The 15,245-nt window shown below is 65.7% G+C and carries 13 protein-coding genes; 5 read left to right on the top strand and 8 right to left on the bottom strand.

Features of this window, described 5'->3' with window-relative positions; all coding sequences use genetic code 11:
• Positions 1 to 87: 87 nt before the first annotated feature.
• Positions 88 to 810: a TetR/AcrR family transcriptional regulator gene (locus ACQPXH_RS03800; protein ID WP_433600932.1), complete on the bottom strand. Its 723-nt coding sequence runs from the start codon at positions 808 to 810 to the stop codon at positions 88 to 90.
• Positions 811 to 960: 150 nt separating this feature from the next.
• Here ACQPXH_RS03800 and ACQPXH_RS03795 point away from each other — a divergent pair, with 150 nt between their 5' ends.
• The 4 genes from ACQPXH_RS03795 (at position 961) to ACQPXH_RS03780 (ending at position 5,532) form a co-directional block, all read left to right on the top strand.
• Positions 961 to 1,599: an SAM-dependent methyltransferase gene (locus ACQPXH_RS03795; protein WP_433600931.1), complete on the top strand. Its 639-nt coding sequence runs from the start codon at positions 961 to 963 to the stop codon at positions 1,597 to 1,599.
• Between the two features lie 69 nt (positions 1,600 to 1,668).
• Complete coding sequence (locus ACQPXH_RS03790; protein ID WP_433600930.1) at positions 1,669 to 2,925, top strand: glycosyltransferase; 1,257 nt, start codon at positions 1,669 to 1,671, stop codon at positions 2,923 to 2,925.
• Entirely contained in the window at positions 2,922 to 5,030 is a 2,109-nt protein-coding gene (locus tag ACQPXH_RS03785; RefSeq protein WP_433600929.1) for an ArnT family glycosyltransferase, read from the top strand. The genes ACQPXH_RS03790 and ACQPXH_RS03785 overlap by 4 nt, the downstream gene beginning before the upstream one ends.
• A 112-nt stretch (positions 5,031 to 5,142) precedes the next feature.
• Positions 5,143 to 5,532 (top strand): hypothetical protein, encoded by a 390-nt coding sequence (locus tag ACQPXH_RS03780; protein WP_433600928.1) that lies wholly within the window; start codon positions 5,143 to 5,145, stop codon positions 5,530 to 5,532.
• 129 nt (positions 5,533 to 5,661) lie between these two features.
• On the opposite strand, the gene ACQPXH_RS03775 is transcribed toward ACQPXH_RS03780, so the two are convergent.
• From ACQPXH_RS03775 to ACQPXH_RS03745, 7 genes are all read right to left on the bottom strand, one after another.
• Positions 5,662 to 6,300 (bottom strand): TetR/AcrR family transcriptional regulator, encoded by a 639-nt coding sequence (locus ACQPXH_RS03775; protein ID WP_433600927.1) that lies wholly within the window; start codon positions 6,298 to 6,300, stop codon positions 5,662 to 5,664.
• A 4-nt stretch (positions 6,301 to 6,304) separates the two neighbouring features.
• Positions 6,305 to 7,087, bottom strand: a complete 783-nt coding sequence (locus tag ACQPXH_RS03770; protein WP_433600926.1) for an enoyl-CoA hydratase family protein — start codon at positions 7,085 to 7,087, stop codon at positions 6,305 to 6,307.
• Positions 7,088 to 7,155: 68 nt separating this feature from the next.
• Positions 7,156 to 8,316 (bottom strand): acyl-CoA dehydrogenase family protein, encoded by a 1,161-nt coding sequence (locus tag ACQPXH_RS03765; protein WP_433600925.1) that lies wholly within the window; start codon positions 8,314 to 8,316, stop codon positions 7,156 to 7,158.
• Positions 8,316 to 10,385 carry an acetyl/propionyl/methylcrotonyl-CoA carboxylase subunit alpha gene (locus ACQPXH_RS03760; RefSeq protein ID WP_433600924.1) on the bottom strand — a complete coding sequence of 690 codons (2,070 nt, stop codon included), beginning with the start codon at positions 10,383 to 10,385 and terminating at the stop codon, positions 8,316 to 8,318. Before ACQPXH_RS03760 ends, ACQPXH_RS03765 begins: the two co-directional genes overlap by 1 nt.
• A 5-nt stretch (positions 10,386 to 10,390) precedes the next feature.
• Positions 10,391 to 11,989 carry an acyl-CoA carboxylase subunit beta gene (locus ACQPXH_RS03755; RefSeq protein ID WP_433600923.1) on the bottom strand — a complete coding sequence of 533 codons (1,599 nt, stop codon included), beginning with the start codon at positions 11,987 to 11,989 and terminating at the stop codon, positions 10,391 to 10,393.
• Entirely contained in the window at positions 11,986 to 13,134 is a 1,149-nt protein-coding gene (locus tag ACQPXH_RS03750; RefSeq protein ID WP_433600922.1) for an acyl-CoA dehydrogenase family protein, read from the bottom strand. The genes ACQPXH_RS03755 and ACQPXH_RS03750 overlap by 4 nt, the downstream gene beginning before the upstream one ends.
• Positions 13,131 to 14,843 (bottom strand): acyclic terpene utilization AtuA family protein, encoded by a 1,713-nt coding sequence (locus ACQPXH_RS03745; RefSeq protein ID WP_433600921.1) that lies wholly within the window; start codon positions 14,841 to 14,843, stop codon positions 13,131 to 13,133. The genes ACQPXH_RS03750 and ACQPXH_RS03745 overlap by 4 nt, the downstream gene beginning before the upstream one ends.
• A 157-nt stretch (positions 14,844 to 15,000) precedes the next feature.
• Between ACQPXH_RS03745 and ACQPXH_RS03740 the strand changes: the two genes are divergently transcribed.
• Complete coding sequence (locus tag ACQPXH_RS03740) at positions 15,001 to 15,144, top strand: hypothetical protein (protein ID WP_433600920.1); 144 nt, start codon at positions 15,001 to 15,003, stop codon at positions 15,142 to 15,144.
• Positions 15,145 to 15,245: the final 101 nt, after the last annotated feature.

Below are 15,245 nucleotides of genomic sequence, written 5' to 3'. Positions count from 1 at the left end.
CGATGATGCGGTTGACGAGAACGATGGGGTTCGAAGTGGATGCGGGAGCCGACCGCTGATGGCGCGCTCGCGGTCGGTGCGCACAAGTCAGTCGCTGGAGAACGCGAGGTGCAGCGGTTGGGCCGAGTCCATGCGGATGCCGTTCAGTCGCGCATTGGCCTCGGCCAGTGCGGAGATGATCTCGGCCAGGTAGGCGACGAACTTTTCGATCGGCATGGTGTGTGCCTGTAGCCGGTTCGCGCCGAGCCACCAGTCGGTGGCCGAGGCCACCGCACCGAATACCGAATAGTTGACGAGTTCGACGCTGGATACTTCGACGGATTTGTCGGCGAGCAGTCCGGTGAACAGATCCGCGGCCCGCTTGGCCGATTGCCGAGCCGACTGCAGCGCCCGCTCGGATTCATCGGCCCGCCGCGTGAAGTGGCTGTGCAGCATGAACCGGAAAACATTGGGGTGCTGGGAAACCACGAGCACATATTCGGCCGCGCCACGCCGAATCAACTCCCGCGCGGAATCATTCGTCAGATCGGCACTGGAAACGATTCGCTCCCACAGCATGTCGCGAACCCGGTCGACGATCGCGTTGTACAGATCGGTCTTATCCTCGAAGTGCCGATAAAGTTTGGGCTTGGCCGCCCCGGCTTCCTTCGCGATATCGCCCATGCTCACCTCGGGTCCGAACTTGTCCAGCGCCCGAAACGCCGCATCGACGAATTCCGCCCGAACCTGCACCCGATGCTCCCGCCACCGCTCGGTCCGAGCATCGACCCGCCTGGGCGTCCCCGCATCCACTCCCCGCCCACTGCGCATCACAAATCCGACCGTACCAATACCTGCACCCGACCCAGGTAGACGCGGTTGCCGAAACGGCAACAAAGTTGGCGCCGTCGCGGACCCTGCGTACATCATGCGAACAGGGTCGATGGACCGAGATACGTGATTTCGATGGGAGAACGACGCATGACCGAGAGCACCACTTCTGGCAACACCCAGGAGTTCTGGGAGGGGTTCTATCAGGACCGGGATCAGGTGTGGACCGGGAATCCCAATCCATTGTTGGTGCGGGAGGCCGTGGGGCTCGAGCCGGGGACCGCATTGGACCTCGGATGTGGTGAGGGTGCGGACGCTGTTTGGCTCGCGCGGCGTGGGTGGCGCGTGACCGCGGTCGATGTGTCCCCGACAGCGCTGCGGCGTGCGGCTGCGCATGCCGACGAGGCGGGCGTCGGGGAGCGCATTGCGTTCGCGGAACATGATCTGGCGCAATCGTTTCCGGAGGGAGAGTTCGATCTGGTTTCGGCGCAGTTCTTTCATTCGCCGGTGGCGCGGGACCAGGAGCGGACGAAGGTTCTGCGGCGGGCCGCCGAGGCCGTGGGCGTCGGCGGGGTCTTGTTGATCGCGGGGCATGCGGGATGGCCGTCGTTTGTCGAGGATCGGCATGACGTGCACTTTCCGACGATGGATGAGGTGCTCGACGGCCTGGCTCTCGGGCCGGACTGGAACGTGGAGACCAAGGATGCGGTCGAGCGGGAAGTCACGTGGCCGGAGGGCCAGGTGGGGATGCGTACCGACACTGTGTTGCGGATTCGGCGAGTGCGGTAGCCGCGGTCCCCAGGAACCTCACAGGTAGAGCCCAGCTAGGGTCCAGCGCGGTTCGCGAGGGTAGTCACCATGACCGAATCGACGACCGCCGCGCACCGGGCGGAAATGACCGAAACGGTGATCACGCCCGTGCTGGACGTCGTGATCCCCGTCTACAACGAAGAGGCCGACCTGGGTGTCTGCGTGCGGCGGCTGCACGCCTACTTGCGCGACGGGTTCCCGTTCCCGGCGCGGATCACTGTAGCCGACAATGCGAGCACCGACGACACCATGCAGGTCGCGCAGTTGCTCGCCGATGAACTCGATGACGTGCGCGTCGTGCACCTCGACGCCAAGGGCCGTGGCCGCGCGCTGCGCGCGGTGTGGGAGCACTCCGACGCCGAGGTGGTCGCCTACATGGACGTGGATCTGTCCACCGACCTCAATGCGCTGCTGCCCCTGGTCGCGCCGCTGATCTCGGGCCACTCCGATCTGGCCATCGGCACCCGACTCGACGCGGCGTCGCGAGTCGTGCGCGGACCCAAGCGCGAAATCATCTCGCGCTGCTACAACCTGATTCTGAAAGCCTCACTGCAGGCACGCTTTTCGGATGCGCAGTGCGGGTTCAAGGCGATGCGCACCGATGTGGCGCGGCGGCTGCTGCCGCTGGTGCAGGACGGTGAATGGTTCTTCGACACCGAGCTCTTGGTGCTCGCCGAGCGGGCCGGGCTGCGCATTCACGAGGTGCCGGTCGACTGGATCGATGATCCGGACAGCCGGGTCGACATCATCGATACCGCGCGCAAAGATCTGCTCGGCGTGTGGCGACTGCTGCGCGGGCTGACGACCGGTGCGCTGCCATTGGACGAGCTGCGTCGCTCCGTCGGCCGTGAACCACTGGTTCCCGGTGTGCCGTTGGGGATGGTCGGGCAGGTGGTGCGGTTCGCGATAGTCGGCGTCATCTCCACCCTCGCCTATATGCTGCTGTACCTGGTGTTGCAGCCCATGACCAGTGCGCAGGTGGCGAACTTCGTCGCGCTGCTGATCACCGCGGTCGGCAATACCGCCGCCAACCGCGCCTTCACCTTCGGGGTGCGTGGGTCGAATGACGTTGTGTCACACCAATTCCAAGGTCTGCTGATCTTCGGCTTCGGCTTATCGGTCACCAGCGGATCGTTGTTCGCCCTGCACCGTTGGGCACCCGACGCCGCCGTTCATCTGGAATTGTTGGTACTCGTGGTCGCCAATCTCATTGCCACGCTGATCCGATTCGTCGGCCTGCGCTGGGTCTTCCGTAACCCGACCGCCATCCGCGCGGCGCTGGTCACCGAGGGCGGACAGCAGTGACGGCTACACTCACGCCACCATCGACCGCGGTGCCGCCTCAATCGCGCCCCGAGCGCAAGATCGGCTGGGAATACCCCGCATTGGCGGTATTGCTGCTCGGCACCGGAATCGCCTACCTGTGCAACCTCAGTGCCAGCGGGTGGGCGAATTCCTTCTATTCCGCCGCGGTACAGGCGGGTTCGAAGTCCTGGAAGGCCTTCTTCTTCGGCTCCTCGGATGCCGCGAACTCGATCACCGTCGACAAACCACCGGCCTCGCTGTGGCTTATGGAATTGTCGGTGCGGGCATTCGGACTGAATTCCTGGACCATTCTGGTTCCGGAAGTGCTGCTCGGCGTCGCCTCGGTGGCACTGGTGTGGGCGACGGTGCGCAGGCCCTTCGGCCCGGCGGCCGGACTCATCGCCGGCCTGGCGCTCGCGGTGACGCCCGTCGCCGCACTGATGTTCCGGTTCGACAACCCGGATGCGCTGCTGGTATTCCTGATGATCGCGGCGGCCTGGGCGATGACCAGGGCGGTCGAGGACGGGCGCACCCGCTGGCTGGTACTCACCGGTGTCTTCATCGGATTCGGATTCCTCACCAAGCAATTGCAGGTGCTGCTGGTAGTGCCGACACTGGCGCTGACCTATCTGTTCGCCGGTCCGCCCAAACTCGGCAAGCGGATCCTGCAGCTACTCGCGGCGGGTTTGGCGATGATCGTCGCGGCCGGCTGGTGGCTGCTCACGGTCGAGCTGTGGCCCGCATCTTCGCGACCGTGGATCGGTGGGTCGCAAAACAATTCGATCGTCGAGCTCACTCTCGGCTACAACGGTCTCGGTCGCTTGAACGGCAATGAACACGGCAGCGTCACCCCGGGCGGTGGCGATATGCCGCGCGGTGGCGGTGGCGGTGGCGGTGGCATGTGGGGCAGCACCGGCATCACCCGGATGTTCGAACCGGCGCAGGGCGGTCAGATCGCCTGGCTCATCCCCGCCGCATCGGTCGCGCTGGTAGCGGGAATTCTGTTGCGCGGCAAGGCTGCTCGCACCGATGGCAGGCGCGCGGCGCTGATCCTGTGGGGCGGTTGGCTGCTGGTGACCGGGTTGACCTTCAGCTTCATGGCGGGCATCTTCCACCAGTACTACACGGTGGCGCTGGCTCCGGCGGTCGCCGCATTGGTCGGTATCGGCGCAGTTCAGCTGTGGCGGGATCGGCACCGGCTGTGGGTCCGGTTGTTCGCGGGGCTCGCGGTCGGCCTGACCACCGCGACGTCATGGATGTTGTTGTCGCGCAGCTCGAGCTTCGTGCCGTGGTTGCGCTGGGCGGTGCTGGTGGTCGGTGTGTGCGCGACCATCGCGGTACTGCTGCCCGCACCGAGGAAGGTGGCGCTGGTCGCGGCATTGGCCGCCGCATTCACCGGATTCGCCGGGCCCGTCGCGTATTCCGTCCAGACCATTTCGACCGGACACGAGGGCGGGATCCCGTCGGCGGGACCGAACGTCGGGATGTTCGGGATGTTCGGCCATCGTCCCGGCGACGAGGGCGGCTTCGGTGGGCCAGGCGGCTTCGGTGGGCCAGGCGGCTTCGGCGGGTCGGGCGGCTTCGGTAACCCAGGCCGTCCCGGCGGCGGAATGCCCGGTGGACGAAACACTGACGGCCGCAATACGAATGGCGCTCCGGGTCGACAAGCCAACATGCCAGGTGGCAACGAGGCCGCGGGCAATCCGATGATGGGCGGTCCCGCCGGCGGTCTGCTCGGCGCGAGCAGGCCGAGCGAGAAAGTCATCGCACTGCTGGAAAACAATGGCTCCGACTACACCTGGGTCGCCGCGGCCACCGGCTCCAACAGTGCCGCCGGATTCCAGCTGGCCACCGAACTGCCGGTCATGCCGGTCGGCGGCTTCAACGGCAGCGATCCGTCGCCGACCTTGGATCAGTTCGAGCAGTATGTCGCCGACGGAAAGATCCACTACTTCATCGGCAGTGGCAATCGCGGCGGTGAGGACGGCGGTTTCGGTTTCGGTCGCTCCGGCACCAGCAGTGAGATCAGCAAGTGGGTGGAAGAGCACTTCACCGCGACCGAAGTCGATGGCATCACCCTCTACGATCTGACCGCCGCCCGCTGATCCACCCGCTTCCTCGAAATCCTCTTAATGCGGCATTCATTCGAAACCCTTTCGCACGCCGCGAACTCCGGGAATGATGATCCAGTTGCCAACTCCGACCATCAGGAAAAACGTGAGAAGCATTTCGAGATTCGTCCTAACCGTCATCGGCGCGCTCGTCGCCATCGCGCTCACCGTCGGCTTCGCCTCGACCGCATCGGCCGCACCGGGTGAAGCGCCCCAGCCGACCGCACCGGTCGCGACCGCGCCGATCGCTGCGGCGGTCGAACCGACCCCGCAGGCCGACCTCATCGGGCAGTGCGTGGCACCCGGCGACACCATCGAGGTCAGGACACTGGTCGGCGGTCTGGTCGGCGCCACCATCGGCGGCATCGCGGGTCTGCCCCTTTTCCTCGTCGGCGCTATTCCTGGACTTGTCATCGGTGGGCTGCTCGGTGTCCTCATCGGTTCCACCTCCTACGCGATCGACGAAAGCCACATGCAGCAGGCAGGGCTCTGCTGACAGCGAATTCCCTTTAGTGGCAAGCTGTTAGCGCGCGGGTATGAGCTGGCGCGGGTGCTTACCGCGGACGAGACGGCCGCCTGATTCCGGCATGTGTCACCGGCGAAGGATTCGACGAGGACTGGCGGCTCACGGCCTAGGTGCATGCAGGGCGGCGTGCAGCGTGGCCGCCCATTGGGAGACGATCTGCTTGCGGCGCGCCGAGTCATCGGTCAGGATATCGGCCAGCCCGAGTCCGCGCGCCATATCGAGCGTTGCCTGAACGAGGTGATGGGCAACCGGATCAGCGTCGTCGACGCCGAGCGCCTCCACTGCCCGCCGATGCGATCTGCGCCCGAATTTGGCTTCCAGCGGCACAATTCGCTCCCGCAGCGCGGGATCGGCGGCCGCATGCGTCCACACCTGCAGCGCCGCCTTGAACAGCGGGCTGGTGAAGGATTCGACCAACCCCGCCACCACCGCCTCGGTGCGCTCGACTCCCTCGGCCAGCGCGGCCACCGACTTCGCCTCGTCCTTGGCCTGCTGCGTGCGGGTGTCGAACATGTACTCGAGTGCGGCGGTGATCAGGTCTTCCCTGGTCGGGAAGTGGTGCTGGGCAGCGCCCCGTGACACCCCGGCGCGTTCCGCGACGACCGAGACCGTGGCCGCCGCCCAGCCCATTCCGGCCAGGCAATCGATGGTCGCCTCGAGCAAGCGCTGCCGGGTGGCCCGGCTGCGGTCCTGCTTGGGTTCGTGCGGCGGCACTGGGGGCTTGGAGATCGCTGCCATGGCGCTATTCTGCCCAGCTCGGTGCACGGCGCTGCAAAAAGGACAGCATGCCCTCGTGCACCTCGGGTGTGCCGAAGAAGCTCGCCGAGCGGCTGGCGAGTTCCTCGGCGGAGCTGTCGAACTCCGCCAGTATGCCCGCGTTGACCAATCGTTTGGCCTCGGCGAGCCCTTGCGGGGACCCCTTGCGCAGTTCCGCGCACAGCCGGGTCACCTCGGCCGCCGGATCGTCGGCGGTGATGGTGACCAGGCCGATCAGCTCGGCGATATCCGCGCCGAACTTCTCGCCGGTGAGGTAGTAGCGACTCGCGGCGCGCGGGCTGAGCCGGGGCAACAGGGTCAGCGAAATCATGAACGGCGCCAACCCGATTCGCACCTCGGTGAGTGCGAAACTGCTGCCGGGACCGGCGACGACGATGTCACAGGCCGCGACGATGCCCATACCGCCCGCGCGCACATTGCCGTCGATCCGCGCAATGATCGGCTTCGGCGTTTCGACGAGTCTGCGCAGTACGCCGATCATCATCCGGGTGCGCTCATCGGCGGCCACCGCCGGATCGGCATTGCTGGCCTCGGTGAGGTCCGCGCCCGCGCAGAAGGTATTGCCGGTGTGCGCGAGCACGATGCCGCGGACGGCGGGATCCGCCGCGGCGTCGTCGAGGCCCTGCAGCAACTCGGCTACCAACCGCGACGACAGCGCGTTGCGGTTGTGCGGCGAATCCAGGGTCAGCGTGGCGAATCCATTGCTGATGTCGTAACGCACGTATGGTGCGGTTGATGTCTCGGTCATCGTCCCTCCGGTAGCGGCATTGGACCCGATCCTTCGTCGACCAGGCATCGGGCGACGAGGGCGGGGTGTCAGTAGGACTTCGGCAGGCCCAGCGAGTATTGGGCGACGAAATTCAGGACCATCTCCCGGCTGACCGGGGCGATGCGGCCGATGCGGGCCGCGGCGAGCATAGCGGCGAGGCCGTATTCCTTGGTGAGGCCCGCGCCACCGTGCGTCTGGATGGCCTGATCGAGCGCCTTGATACTGGCTTCCGCCGCAGCGTATTTCGCCATGTTCGCGGCCTCGGCCGCACCCATCTCATCGCCCGCGTCGTAGAGCGTCGCGGCCTTCTGCATCATCAGCCTGGCCAGCTCCACCTCGACCTTCACCGCGGCGAGCGGATGCGAAATGCCTTGGTGCGCACCGATCGGCGTCTTCCACACCGTGCGTTCCTTGGCGTATTCGACGGCACGATCGATGGCGTACCGGCCCATGCCGACGGCCATGGCCGCGCCCATGATGCGCTCCGGGTTGAGGCCTGCGAACAGCTGCATGAGCGCGGCGTCTTCCTTGCCCACCAAGGCATCCGACGGCAGGCGCACGTCATCGAGGAACAGTGTGAACTGATGGTCCGGCTCGATGATGTCCATTTCCTGCGGCGTCTTGACGAAGCCGGGGGCATCGGTGGGCACGATGAACAGCGCGGGGACGAGCTTGCCGGTCTTGTGGTCCTCGGTGCGCGACACGATGAGCACGGCCTCGGCTTGGTCCACACCGGAAATGAAGATCTTGCGGCCGTTGAGGATCCAGTCGTCGCCGTCGCGGCGCGCGGTGGTGGTGATCTGGTGCGAGTTCGAGCCCGCGTCGGGTTCGGTGATGCCGAAGACCATCTTGGCGGTGCCGTCGGCGAGTTCGGGCAGCCACTGCCGCTTCTGCTCATCGGTACCGTATTTGGTGATGATGGTGCCGCAGATGGCCGGTGAGACCACCATCAGCAGCAGGCCCGCGCCCTGTGCGGACAGCTCCTCCATGACCAGCGCGAGCTCGTACATGCCCGCGCCACCACCGCCGTACTCTTCGGGCAGATTCACGCCGAGAAACCCGAGTTTGCCTGCCTCATCCCATAATTCGGTGAGCGGTTCGTTCTTGCGCGCCTTCGGCAGCACGTAATCGCGGAAGCTGTACTTCGCGGCGAGCCCGGCGACCGCGGCCCGTAGCGCCTTCTGCTCTTCGGTTTCGATAAAACTCATCAGAACTCCTGGGATTCGGTGGGATCGACGACGGCGAGCACGGCTCCGACATCGACCTGCTGGCCGACGGTGACATTGAGGGCGCTGAGCACGCCGGCGGCGGGCGCGGAGATGGTGTGCTCCATCTTCATGGCCTCCAGCCACAGAATCGGCTGGCCCTGTTCGACGGCACTGCCGACCTCGGCACCGATGCGAATCACGGTGCCCGGCATGGGTGCGAGCAGTGAACCGTGCGCGACCTGATCGGCCGGATCGCTGAAGCGCGGCAGTCTACGCACCGATACGGGTCCGAGTGGCGAATCGACGCAGACCAGTTCGCCGTAGCGGGCGATGTCGAATTGTCTGCGCACCGGGCCGCGTTCGCCCGGAACCGTGAATACGACATGCTCGGGCTCGGCCTGCACCAATTCGAGTCCATCGTGACCGTCCACCGCGACACCGGTTCGGGTGAAGCGGTAACCGATGTCATGTGTTCCGCTGGTGTGGCTTTCGTACGACTTGTGCTGTGCCTGCGACGGCAGATTCCGCCAACCCGCGGGCAGCCCGCCGCCGACCCTGGCCGCCTTCCGGTTCGCCGCGGCATCCGCGAGCGCGGCGGCGACGATGGACAATGCCTCATCGGCTTCGGTTGCCAAAGGTGCGGAGAGCGAATCCAATCCGTGCGTTTCGAAGAATGCGGTATCGGTGTCTCCGGCCAGGAATGCCGGATGCCGCAGCACTCGCACCAGTAGATCGCGGTTGGTCACCAGACCGTGAATCTTGGCCCGCTGCAAGGCCGTTGCCAACAGCCGTGCCGCATCGCCGCGCGTCTCGGCGTAGCAGATGACCTTCGCGAGCATCGGGTCGTAGTGCACACCGACGACCGAACCGTCCACCACACCGGTATCCAGACGCACGCCCGGTCGATCGAGAATATCGAATTCGGTTGCCACCGAAGGGATATCGAGACGATGCACCGTCCCGCTCTGCGGCTGCCACTCGTTCGCGGGATCCTCGGCATACAGCCGTACCTCGATCGAGTGCCCACGCAGCGGCGGCGGCGCGGCAGCCAACTCGACGCCCGCCGCGACCTCCAGCTGCGTCCGCACCAGATCGAGTCCGGTGGTGCATTCGGTGACCGGATGTTCCACCTGCAGGCGGGTATTCATCTCCAGGAAGAAGAAGTCGCCCGCCTCGTCGGCGAGGAATTCCACGGTCCCGGCACCGGTGTAGCCGATCGCACCGGCCGCCAGCCTGGCCGCCTCGAACAGCCGCTCGCGCATGCTCGATCCATCGGCCACGCGCGCGGGTCCTACGTGGTCACGCTCCGCTACCGCCTCCGCGCCTGACGTGCGCATGGCGTCGATCCGCTCGACCAGCGGCGACGGCGCCTCCTCGACCACCTTCTGATGGCGGCGCTGAATGGAGCATTCCCGTTCGCCGACGGCCCAGATGGTGCCGTGGGTATCGGCCATGACCTGGACCTCGATATGTCTGCCGGTCTCCAGGTACCGCTCGCAGAACACCGTCGGATCACCGAATGCCGATTCGGCTTCCCGGCGCGCGGCGGCGATCTGCGGTTCCAGATCGTCGAGTTCGCGCACCACTCGCATGCCGCGTCCGCCACCACCGGCGGAAGCCTTGATCAGCACCGGCAGCTGCGCCGCGGTGACCTCGTCGGGATCGAGTTCGGCGAGTACCGGGACGCCGGCCGCGTCCATCATCTTCTTGGCAGCGACCTTCGAGCCCATCTGCTCGATGGCCTCGACGGGCGGGCCGATCCACACCAGTCCGGCCGCCAGCACAGCCTGTGCGAATTCCGCATTCTCGGAAAGGAATCCGTAACCCGGATGGATGGCGTCGGCACCGGTGGCCAAGGCCGCCTCGATTATCAGTTCGCCGCGCAGGTAGGTCTCGGCCGGGGTATTGCCCGGAAGACGCACCGCCGCATCGGCTTCGGCGACATGCGGTGCCGCGGCATCCGCATCGGAGTAGACCGCGACCGTGCCGATACCCATGCGACGACAGGTGGCGAATACCCGGCGGGCAATCTCACCACGGTTGGCCACTAGAACATTCGTGAAAGACATGGCCCTCACATCCGGAAGACGCCGAAGCCATCGGCGCCCTCGACGGGGGCATTGTGAATGGCCGACAACGCCATTCCCAATACCGTGCGGGTATCACGGGGATCGATCACACCGTCGTCGTACAGCCGCCCCGACATGAACATCGGCAGCGATTCGGCCTCGATCTGCGCCTCCACCATTGCGCGCATCCCGGCATCGGCCTCCTCGTCGAACGGAATGCCCTTGGACTCGGCGGCCGCCCGGCCCACGATCGAGATCACACCGGCCAACTGCGCGCCGCCCATGACGGCGGATTTGGCACTTGGCCAAGCGAAGACGAACCGTGGATCGTATGCGCGACCGCACATGCCGTAATGGCCCGCACCGTAGGACGCGCCCATCAGCAGCGAAATATGCGGCACCTTCGAATTCGAGACCGCGTTGATCATCATCGCGCCGTGCTTGATGATGCCCTTCTGCTCGAACTCCTTGCCGACCATGTAGCCGGTGGTGTTGTGCAGGAACAGCAGTGGCGTATTCGACCGGTTGGCCAGCTGGATGAACTGGGTCGCCTTCTGCGACTCCTCCGAGAACAACACGCCGCGCGCATTGGCCAGAATGCCGACCGGATAGCCGTGTAGCTCCGCCCATCCGGTGACCAGGCTGCTGCCATACAGCGGTTTGAATTCGTCGAAATCGGAGCCGTCGACGACGCGGGCGATCACCTCGCGCGGATCGAACGGAATCTTCAGATCGGACGGGACGATGCCGAGCAGATCCTCCTGGTCGTACCGCGGCTCGATCACCTCGGCGCGCGGTGCCGGCCCCTGCTTCTTCCAGTTGAGGCGCTTGATAATCGAGCGGCCGATGCGGATGGCGTCCTGCTCGTCGACCGCCAGATAATCGGCCAGACCCGAGACGCGCGCGTGCATATCCGCGCCGCCGAGCGATTCGTCATCGGATTCCTCACCGGTGGCCATCTTGACCAGTGGCGGTCCGCCGAGGAATACCTTGGAGCGTTCCTTGATCATCACCGTGTAGTCGGACATGCCGGGGATGTAGGCACCGCCCGCGGTCGAATTGCCGAAAACCAAAGCGATGGTGGGGATTCCGGCCGCCGATGCCCGGGTGAGGTCGCGGAACATCCGTCCGCCGGGTACGAAGACTTCCTTCTGCGTCGGCAGATCCGCGCCGCCGGATTCGACGAGTCCGATCACCGGTAGTCGGTTCTGCATGACGATGTCGTTCATGCGCAGGTTCTTGCGCAGCGTCCACGGATTCGAGGTGCCGCCGCGCACCGTGGGATCCGGCGCGACGATCATGCATTCGACGCCCTCGACAATGCCGATACCGCACACCACGCTCGCCCCGACGTGGAAGTCGCTGCCCCACGCGGCAAGTGGGCACAGTTCCAGGAATGGCGAATCCTCGTCGATGAGCAGTTCGATGCGCTCGCGCGCGGTCAGCTTGCCGCGCTTGCGATGCCGGGCCAGTTTGTCCGGGCCACCGCCCGCGATGGCCTTGGCGAATTCGGCCGCTACCTCCGCGAGTTTGCTGCTCATGGCCTCGGCCGCGGCCGTGTACTCCGGCGATGCGGTATCGAGTGTGGTGCGTAGTGTCGTCAAGACTGGTACCCCAATCGTTTCGCCGCCAGTCCGGTCAGGATTTCCGTTGTGCCACCGCCGATGCCGAGAATGCGGATATCGCGGTACTGCCGCTCGACCTCGGATTCGCGCATATAGCCGAGGCCGCCGAACAGCTGCACGGCCTGATTGGCCACCCATTCGCCCGCCTCCACGGCGGTGTTCTTGGCGAAGCACACCTCGGCGATCAGATCGGTTTCGCCATCGGCGCTGCGCTCAACCACATCTCGGGTGTAGACGCGGGCCACGTCGATGCGGCGGGCCATTTCGGTCACGGTGTTCTGCACGGCCTGCCTGCTGATCAGCGGGCGGCCGAAGGTCTCGCGGTTGCGCACCCAGTCCAAGGTCAGGTCCAGGCAGCGCTGGGCCTGCGAATACGCCTGCACCGCGAGCCCGACCCGCTCGCTGACGAACGCACCGGCGATCTGATAGAAGCCGGAATTCTCCGGTCCGACCAGATTCTCCACCGGCACCCGGACATCCACATAGGACAGTTCGGCGGTATCGGAGGCCAGCCAGCCCATCTTGTCGAGCTTGCGGCTGACCGTGAAGCCCGGCGTACCCTTCTCCACCACCAGCAGCGAAATGCCGCCGGAGCCGGGCCCGCCCGTCCGCACGGCGGTCACCACGAAATCAGCCCGCACACCCGAGGTGATGTAGGTCTTGGCTCCATTGACGATGTAGAGGTCGCCATCGCGGCGCGCGGTGGTGGTGAGATGGCCGACATCGGAGCCGCCGCCGGGTTCGGTAATGGCGAGCGAGCCGATCTTCTCCCCGGCCAGTGTCGGGCGTGCGAAGCGCTCGATCAGGTCTGCATTGCCCGAGGCGATAATGTGCGGCACCGCGATACCGCAGGTGAACAGCGAGGCGAACAGGCCGCCGGAACAACCGGCCTGATGCATTTCCTCGCAGACGATCATGGCGTCGATACCGTCACCGCCGGAACCGCCTGCGGATTCCGGGAATTGGATGCCGAGCAGTCCGAGCGCTCCGGCCTTCTTGTGCAGTTCGCGCGGGATCTCGCCGTCGCGCTCCCAGGCGTCGAGGTACGGAAGAACCTCGCGCTCGGCGAAACCCCTTACGGTGGCGCGCAATTCGCGCCGTTCCGGCGTATTCCACGGACTCATGGCAACTCCAATGGGATATCGACATGACGCGAGCGCAGCCATTCGCCGAGCCCCTTGGCCTGCGGATCGAAGCGGGCCCGGTAGGCCACCCCCTGTCCGAGCAGACCCTCGATGATGAAGTTCACGGCACGCAGATTCGGCAGTACGTGCCGGGTGACGGTCAGCGGTGCGGCCTCGGGCAGCAGTTCCTTGATCCGCTCCACCGTCAGCGTATGCGCCAGCCAGCGCCACTGCTCATCGGTGCGGACCCAGACGCCGATATTGGCATTGCCGCCCTTATCGCCGCTGCGGGCCAGCGCAATCGTGCCCAGCGGTGCTCGGCGAGTTCCGTTGGTGGACAATGGCTCCGGCAGTTCCGGCTCGGCCACATTCGCCAACTCCAGCGTGTCCGACGCGGGTGCGATATCGACACGCGTGCCCTGCGGCAGCACCGCCGCATGCGGCACCTCGGCGGCATCGACGAATCCCGGCGTGTACACGCCGTACGGCGAACCATTGCCGGGCAGGCTGGTGAAGTTGGTACCCGGATAACTGGCCAATGCCAGCTCGACCGCGACATTGGAGAACGAGCGGCCGACCTTGTTCGGATCCGGATCGCGAACCACGCAGCGCAGTAAAGCGCTTGCCTGCTCCTCGGTTTCGGCATCGGGCCGGTCGAGACGCGCGAGCGTCCAGGTCAGCTCCGCGGGCCGCACCGGCAGCCAGGACTCCAGTTGTCGTTGCGCCAGTTCGGCTTTCGCTTCGATATCGAGTCCGGTGAGCACGAACTCCATCTCATTGCGGAAACCGCCGAGAGTATTGAGCGAAACCTTGAGCTGCGGCGGCGGCGCTTCGCCGGCCACACCGCTGATCAACACGCGATCCGGGCCTTCTCGACTCAGCTCGATCGTGTCCAGCCGCGTGGTGACATCCGGCCCCGCGTAGCGCGCACCCTGGATCTCGTACATCAGCTGTGCCGCAACGGTATCCACCGTGACAGCGCCGCCGGTGCCCTGATGCTTCGTAATGACGCTGCTGCCATCCCTGCGCACTTCGGCGATCGGGAAGCCGGGCCGTCCGAGATCGGCCAGCTCGGTGAAGAATGCGAAGTTACCGCCCGTGGCCTGTGTACCGCACTCGATGACATGTCCGGCCACCACCGCACCGGCCAGCTGGTCGTAATCGGTTCGCCCCCAACCGAAGTGAGCGGCTGCGGGGCCGACGATCACCGAAGCATCGGTGACGCGGCCGGTGACCACGATATCCGCGCCCGCATTCAAGCATTCGACGATGCCCCAGGCGCCGAGATAGGCATTCGCGGTCAATGGTGACCCGAGGCCGAGCTCGCCCGCTCGACTGAGCAGGTCGTCACCCTCGACGTGCGCGACCTTGGCATCCAGTCCCAGATCCGCCGCAACCTTGCGTAGCTTCTCGGCCAACCCGGCCGGGTTGAGACCGCCCGCATTGGTGACGATCTGAACATTGCGTTCCAGCGCCAGTCCGAGGCAGTCCTCGATCTGCCGGACGAAGGTCTTGGCATAGCCGAGGCTGGGATCCTTCATGCGGTCCCGGCCGAGGATCAGCATGGTCAACTCGGCGAGATAGTCCCCGGTGAGCACATCGAGCTGCCCGCCCTCGAGCATCTCCCGCATGGCGCTGAGCCGATCACCGTAGAACCCGGAACAGTTGCCGATTCGGATCAGCTCCGGATCGGCGGCCAGCATACTCATCAGCTGGAAGGCCCTCCTGTGCGGCGAACCGTCCCGGCGCGCCGCGTTGCGCCGCCGGTGGAGTCCGCGTTCCGGAGTCCAGCATCACATCCGGTCCAGAAAAAAGCAAGCACGCGTGCTTGTTAATCGAGCAGCGCACGCGAGGCAGAATGACCAGATGTCATCCGTCATCCTGTTCGCGCTGGCCGGATTCCTCCTGGGCGGGGCCTACTCCACCTGGAAAACTGCCCGCCCACTCGCAATCGCACTGGTAGTACTGGCCGCACTCGCCACCGCCGGCGCGCTCGCCTGGTTGATCTAGACACCTCACCCGCCCTGGACAGATGATCAGGTGGGACTGGTGGCGGGGCGGGGCTTCTCGCGTTTTGCCATGGTGTCCACGTGATCATCTGTCCAGCTGCG

Source organism: Nocardia sp. CA-135953 (assembly GCF_050955735.1).
GTDB lineage: Bacteria > Actinomycetota > Actinomycetes > Mycobacteriales > Mycobacteriaceae > Nocardia.
Note: the sequence above shows the minus strand (reverse complement) of the source record. Positions and strands in the feature narration are given on the sequence as shown.

Bases quoted from the DNA above. Each gene is read 5' to 3' on its own strand.
- ACQPXH_RS03740 (WP_433600920.1), top strand. From the start codon at position 15,001: ATGTCATCCGTCATCCTGTTCGCGCTGGCCGGATTCCTCCTGGGCGGG.
- ACQPXH_RS03790 (WP_433600930.1), top strand. From the start codon at position 1,669: ATGACCGAATCGACGACCGCCGCGCACCGGGCGGAAATGACCGAAACG.
- ACQPXH_RS03750 (WP_433600922.1), bottom strand. From the start codon at position 13,134: ATGAGTCCGTGGAATACGCCGGAACGGCGCGAATTGCGCGCCACCGTA.
- ACQPXH_RS03770 (WP_433600926.1), bottom strand. From the start codon at position 7,087: ATGACCGAGACATCAACCGCACCATACGTGCGTTACGACATCAGCAAT.
- ACQPXH_RS03775 (WP_433600927.1), bottom strand. From the start codon at position 6,300: ATGGCAGCGATCTCCAAGCCCCCAGTGCCGCCGCACGAACCCAAGCAG.
- ACQPXH_RS03760 (WP_433600924.1), bottom strand. From the start codon at position 10,385: ATGTCTTTCACGAATGTTCTAGTGGCCAACCGTGGTGAGATTGCCCGC.
- ACQPXH_RS03765 (WP_433600925.1), bottom strand. From the start codon at position 8,316: ATGAGTTTTATCGAAACCGAAGAGCAGAAGGCGCTACGGGCCGCGGTC.
- ACQPXH_RS03795 (WP_433600931.1), top strand. From the start codon at position 961: ATGACCGAGAGCACCACTTCTGGCAACACCCAGGAGTTCTGGGAGGGG.
- ACQPXH_RS03745 (WP_433600921.1), bottom strand. From the start codon at position 14,843: ATGAGTATGCTGGCCGCCGATCCGGAGCTGATCCGAATCGGCAACTGT.
- ACQPXH_RS03800 (WP_433600932.1), bottom strand. From the start codon at position 810: ATGCGCAGTGGGCGGGGAGTGGATGCGGGGACGCCCAGGCGGGTCGAT.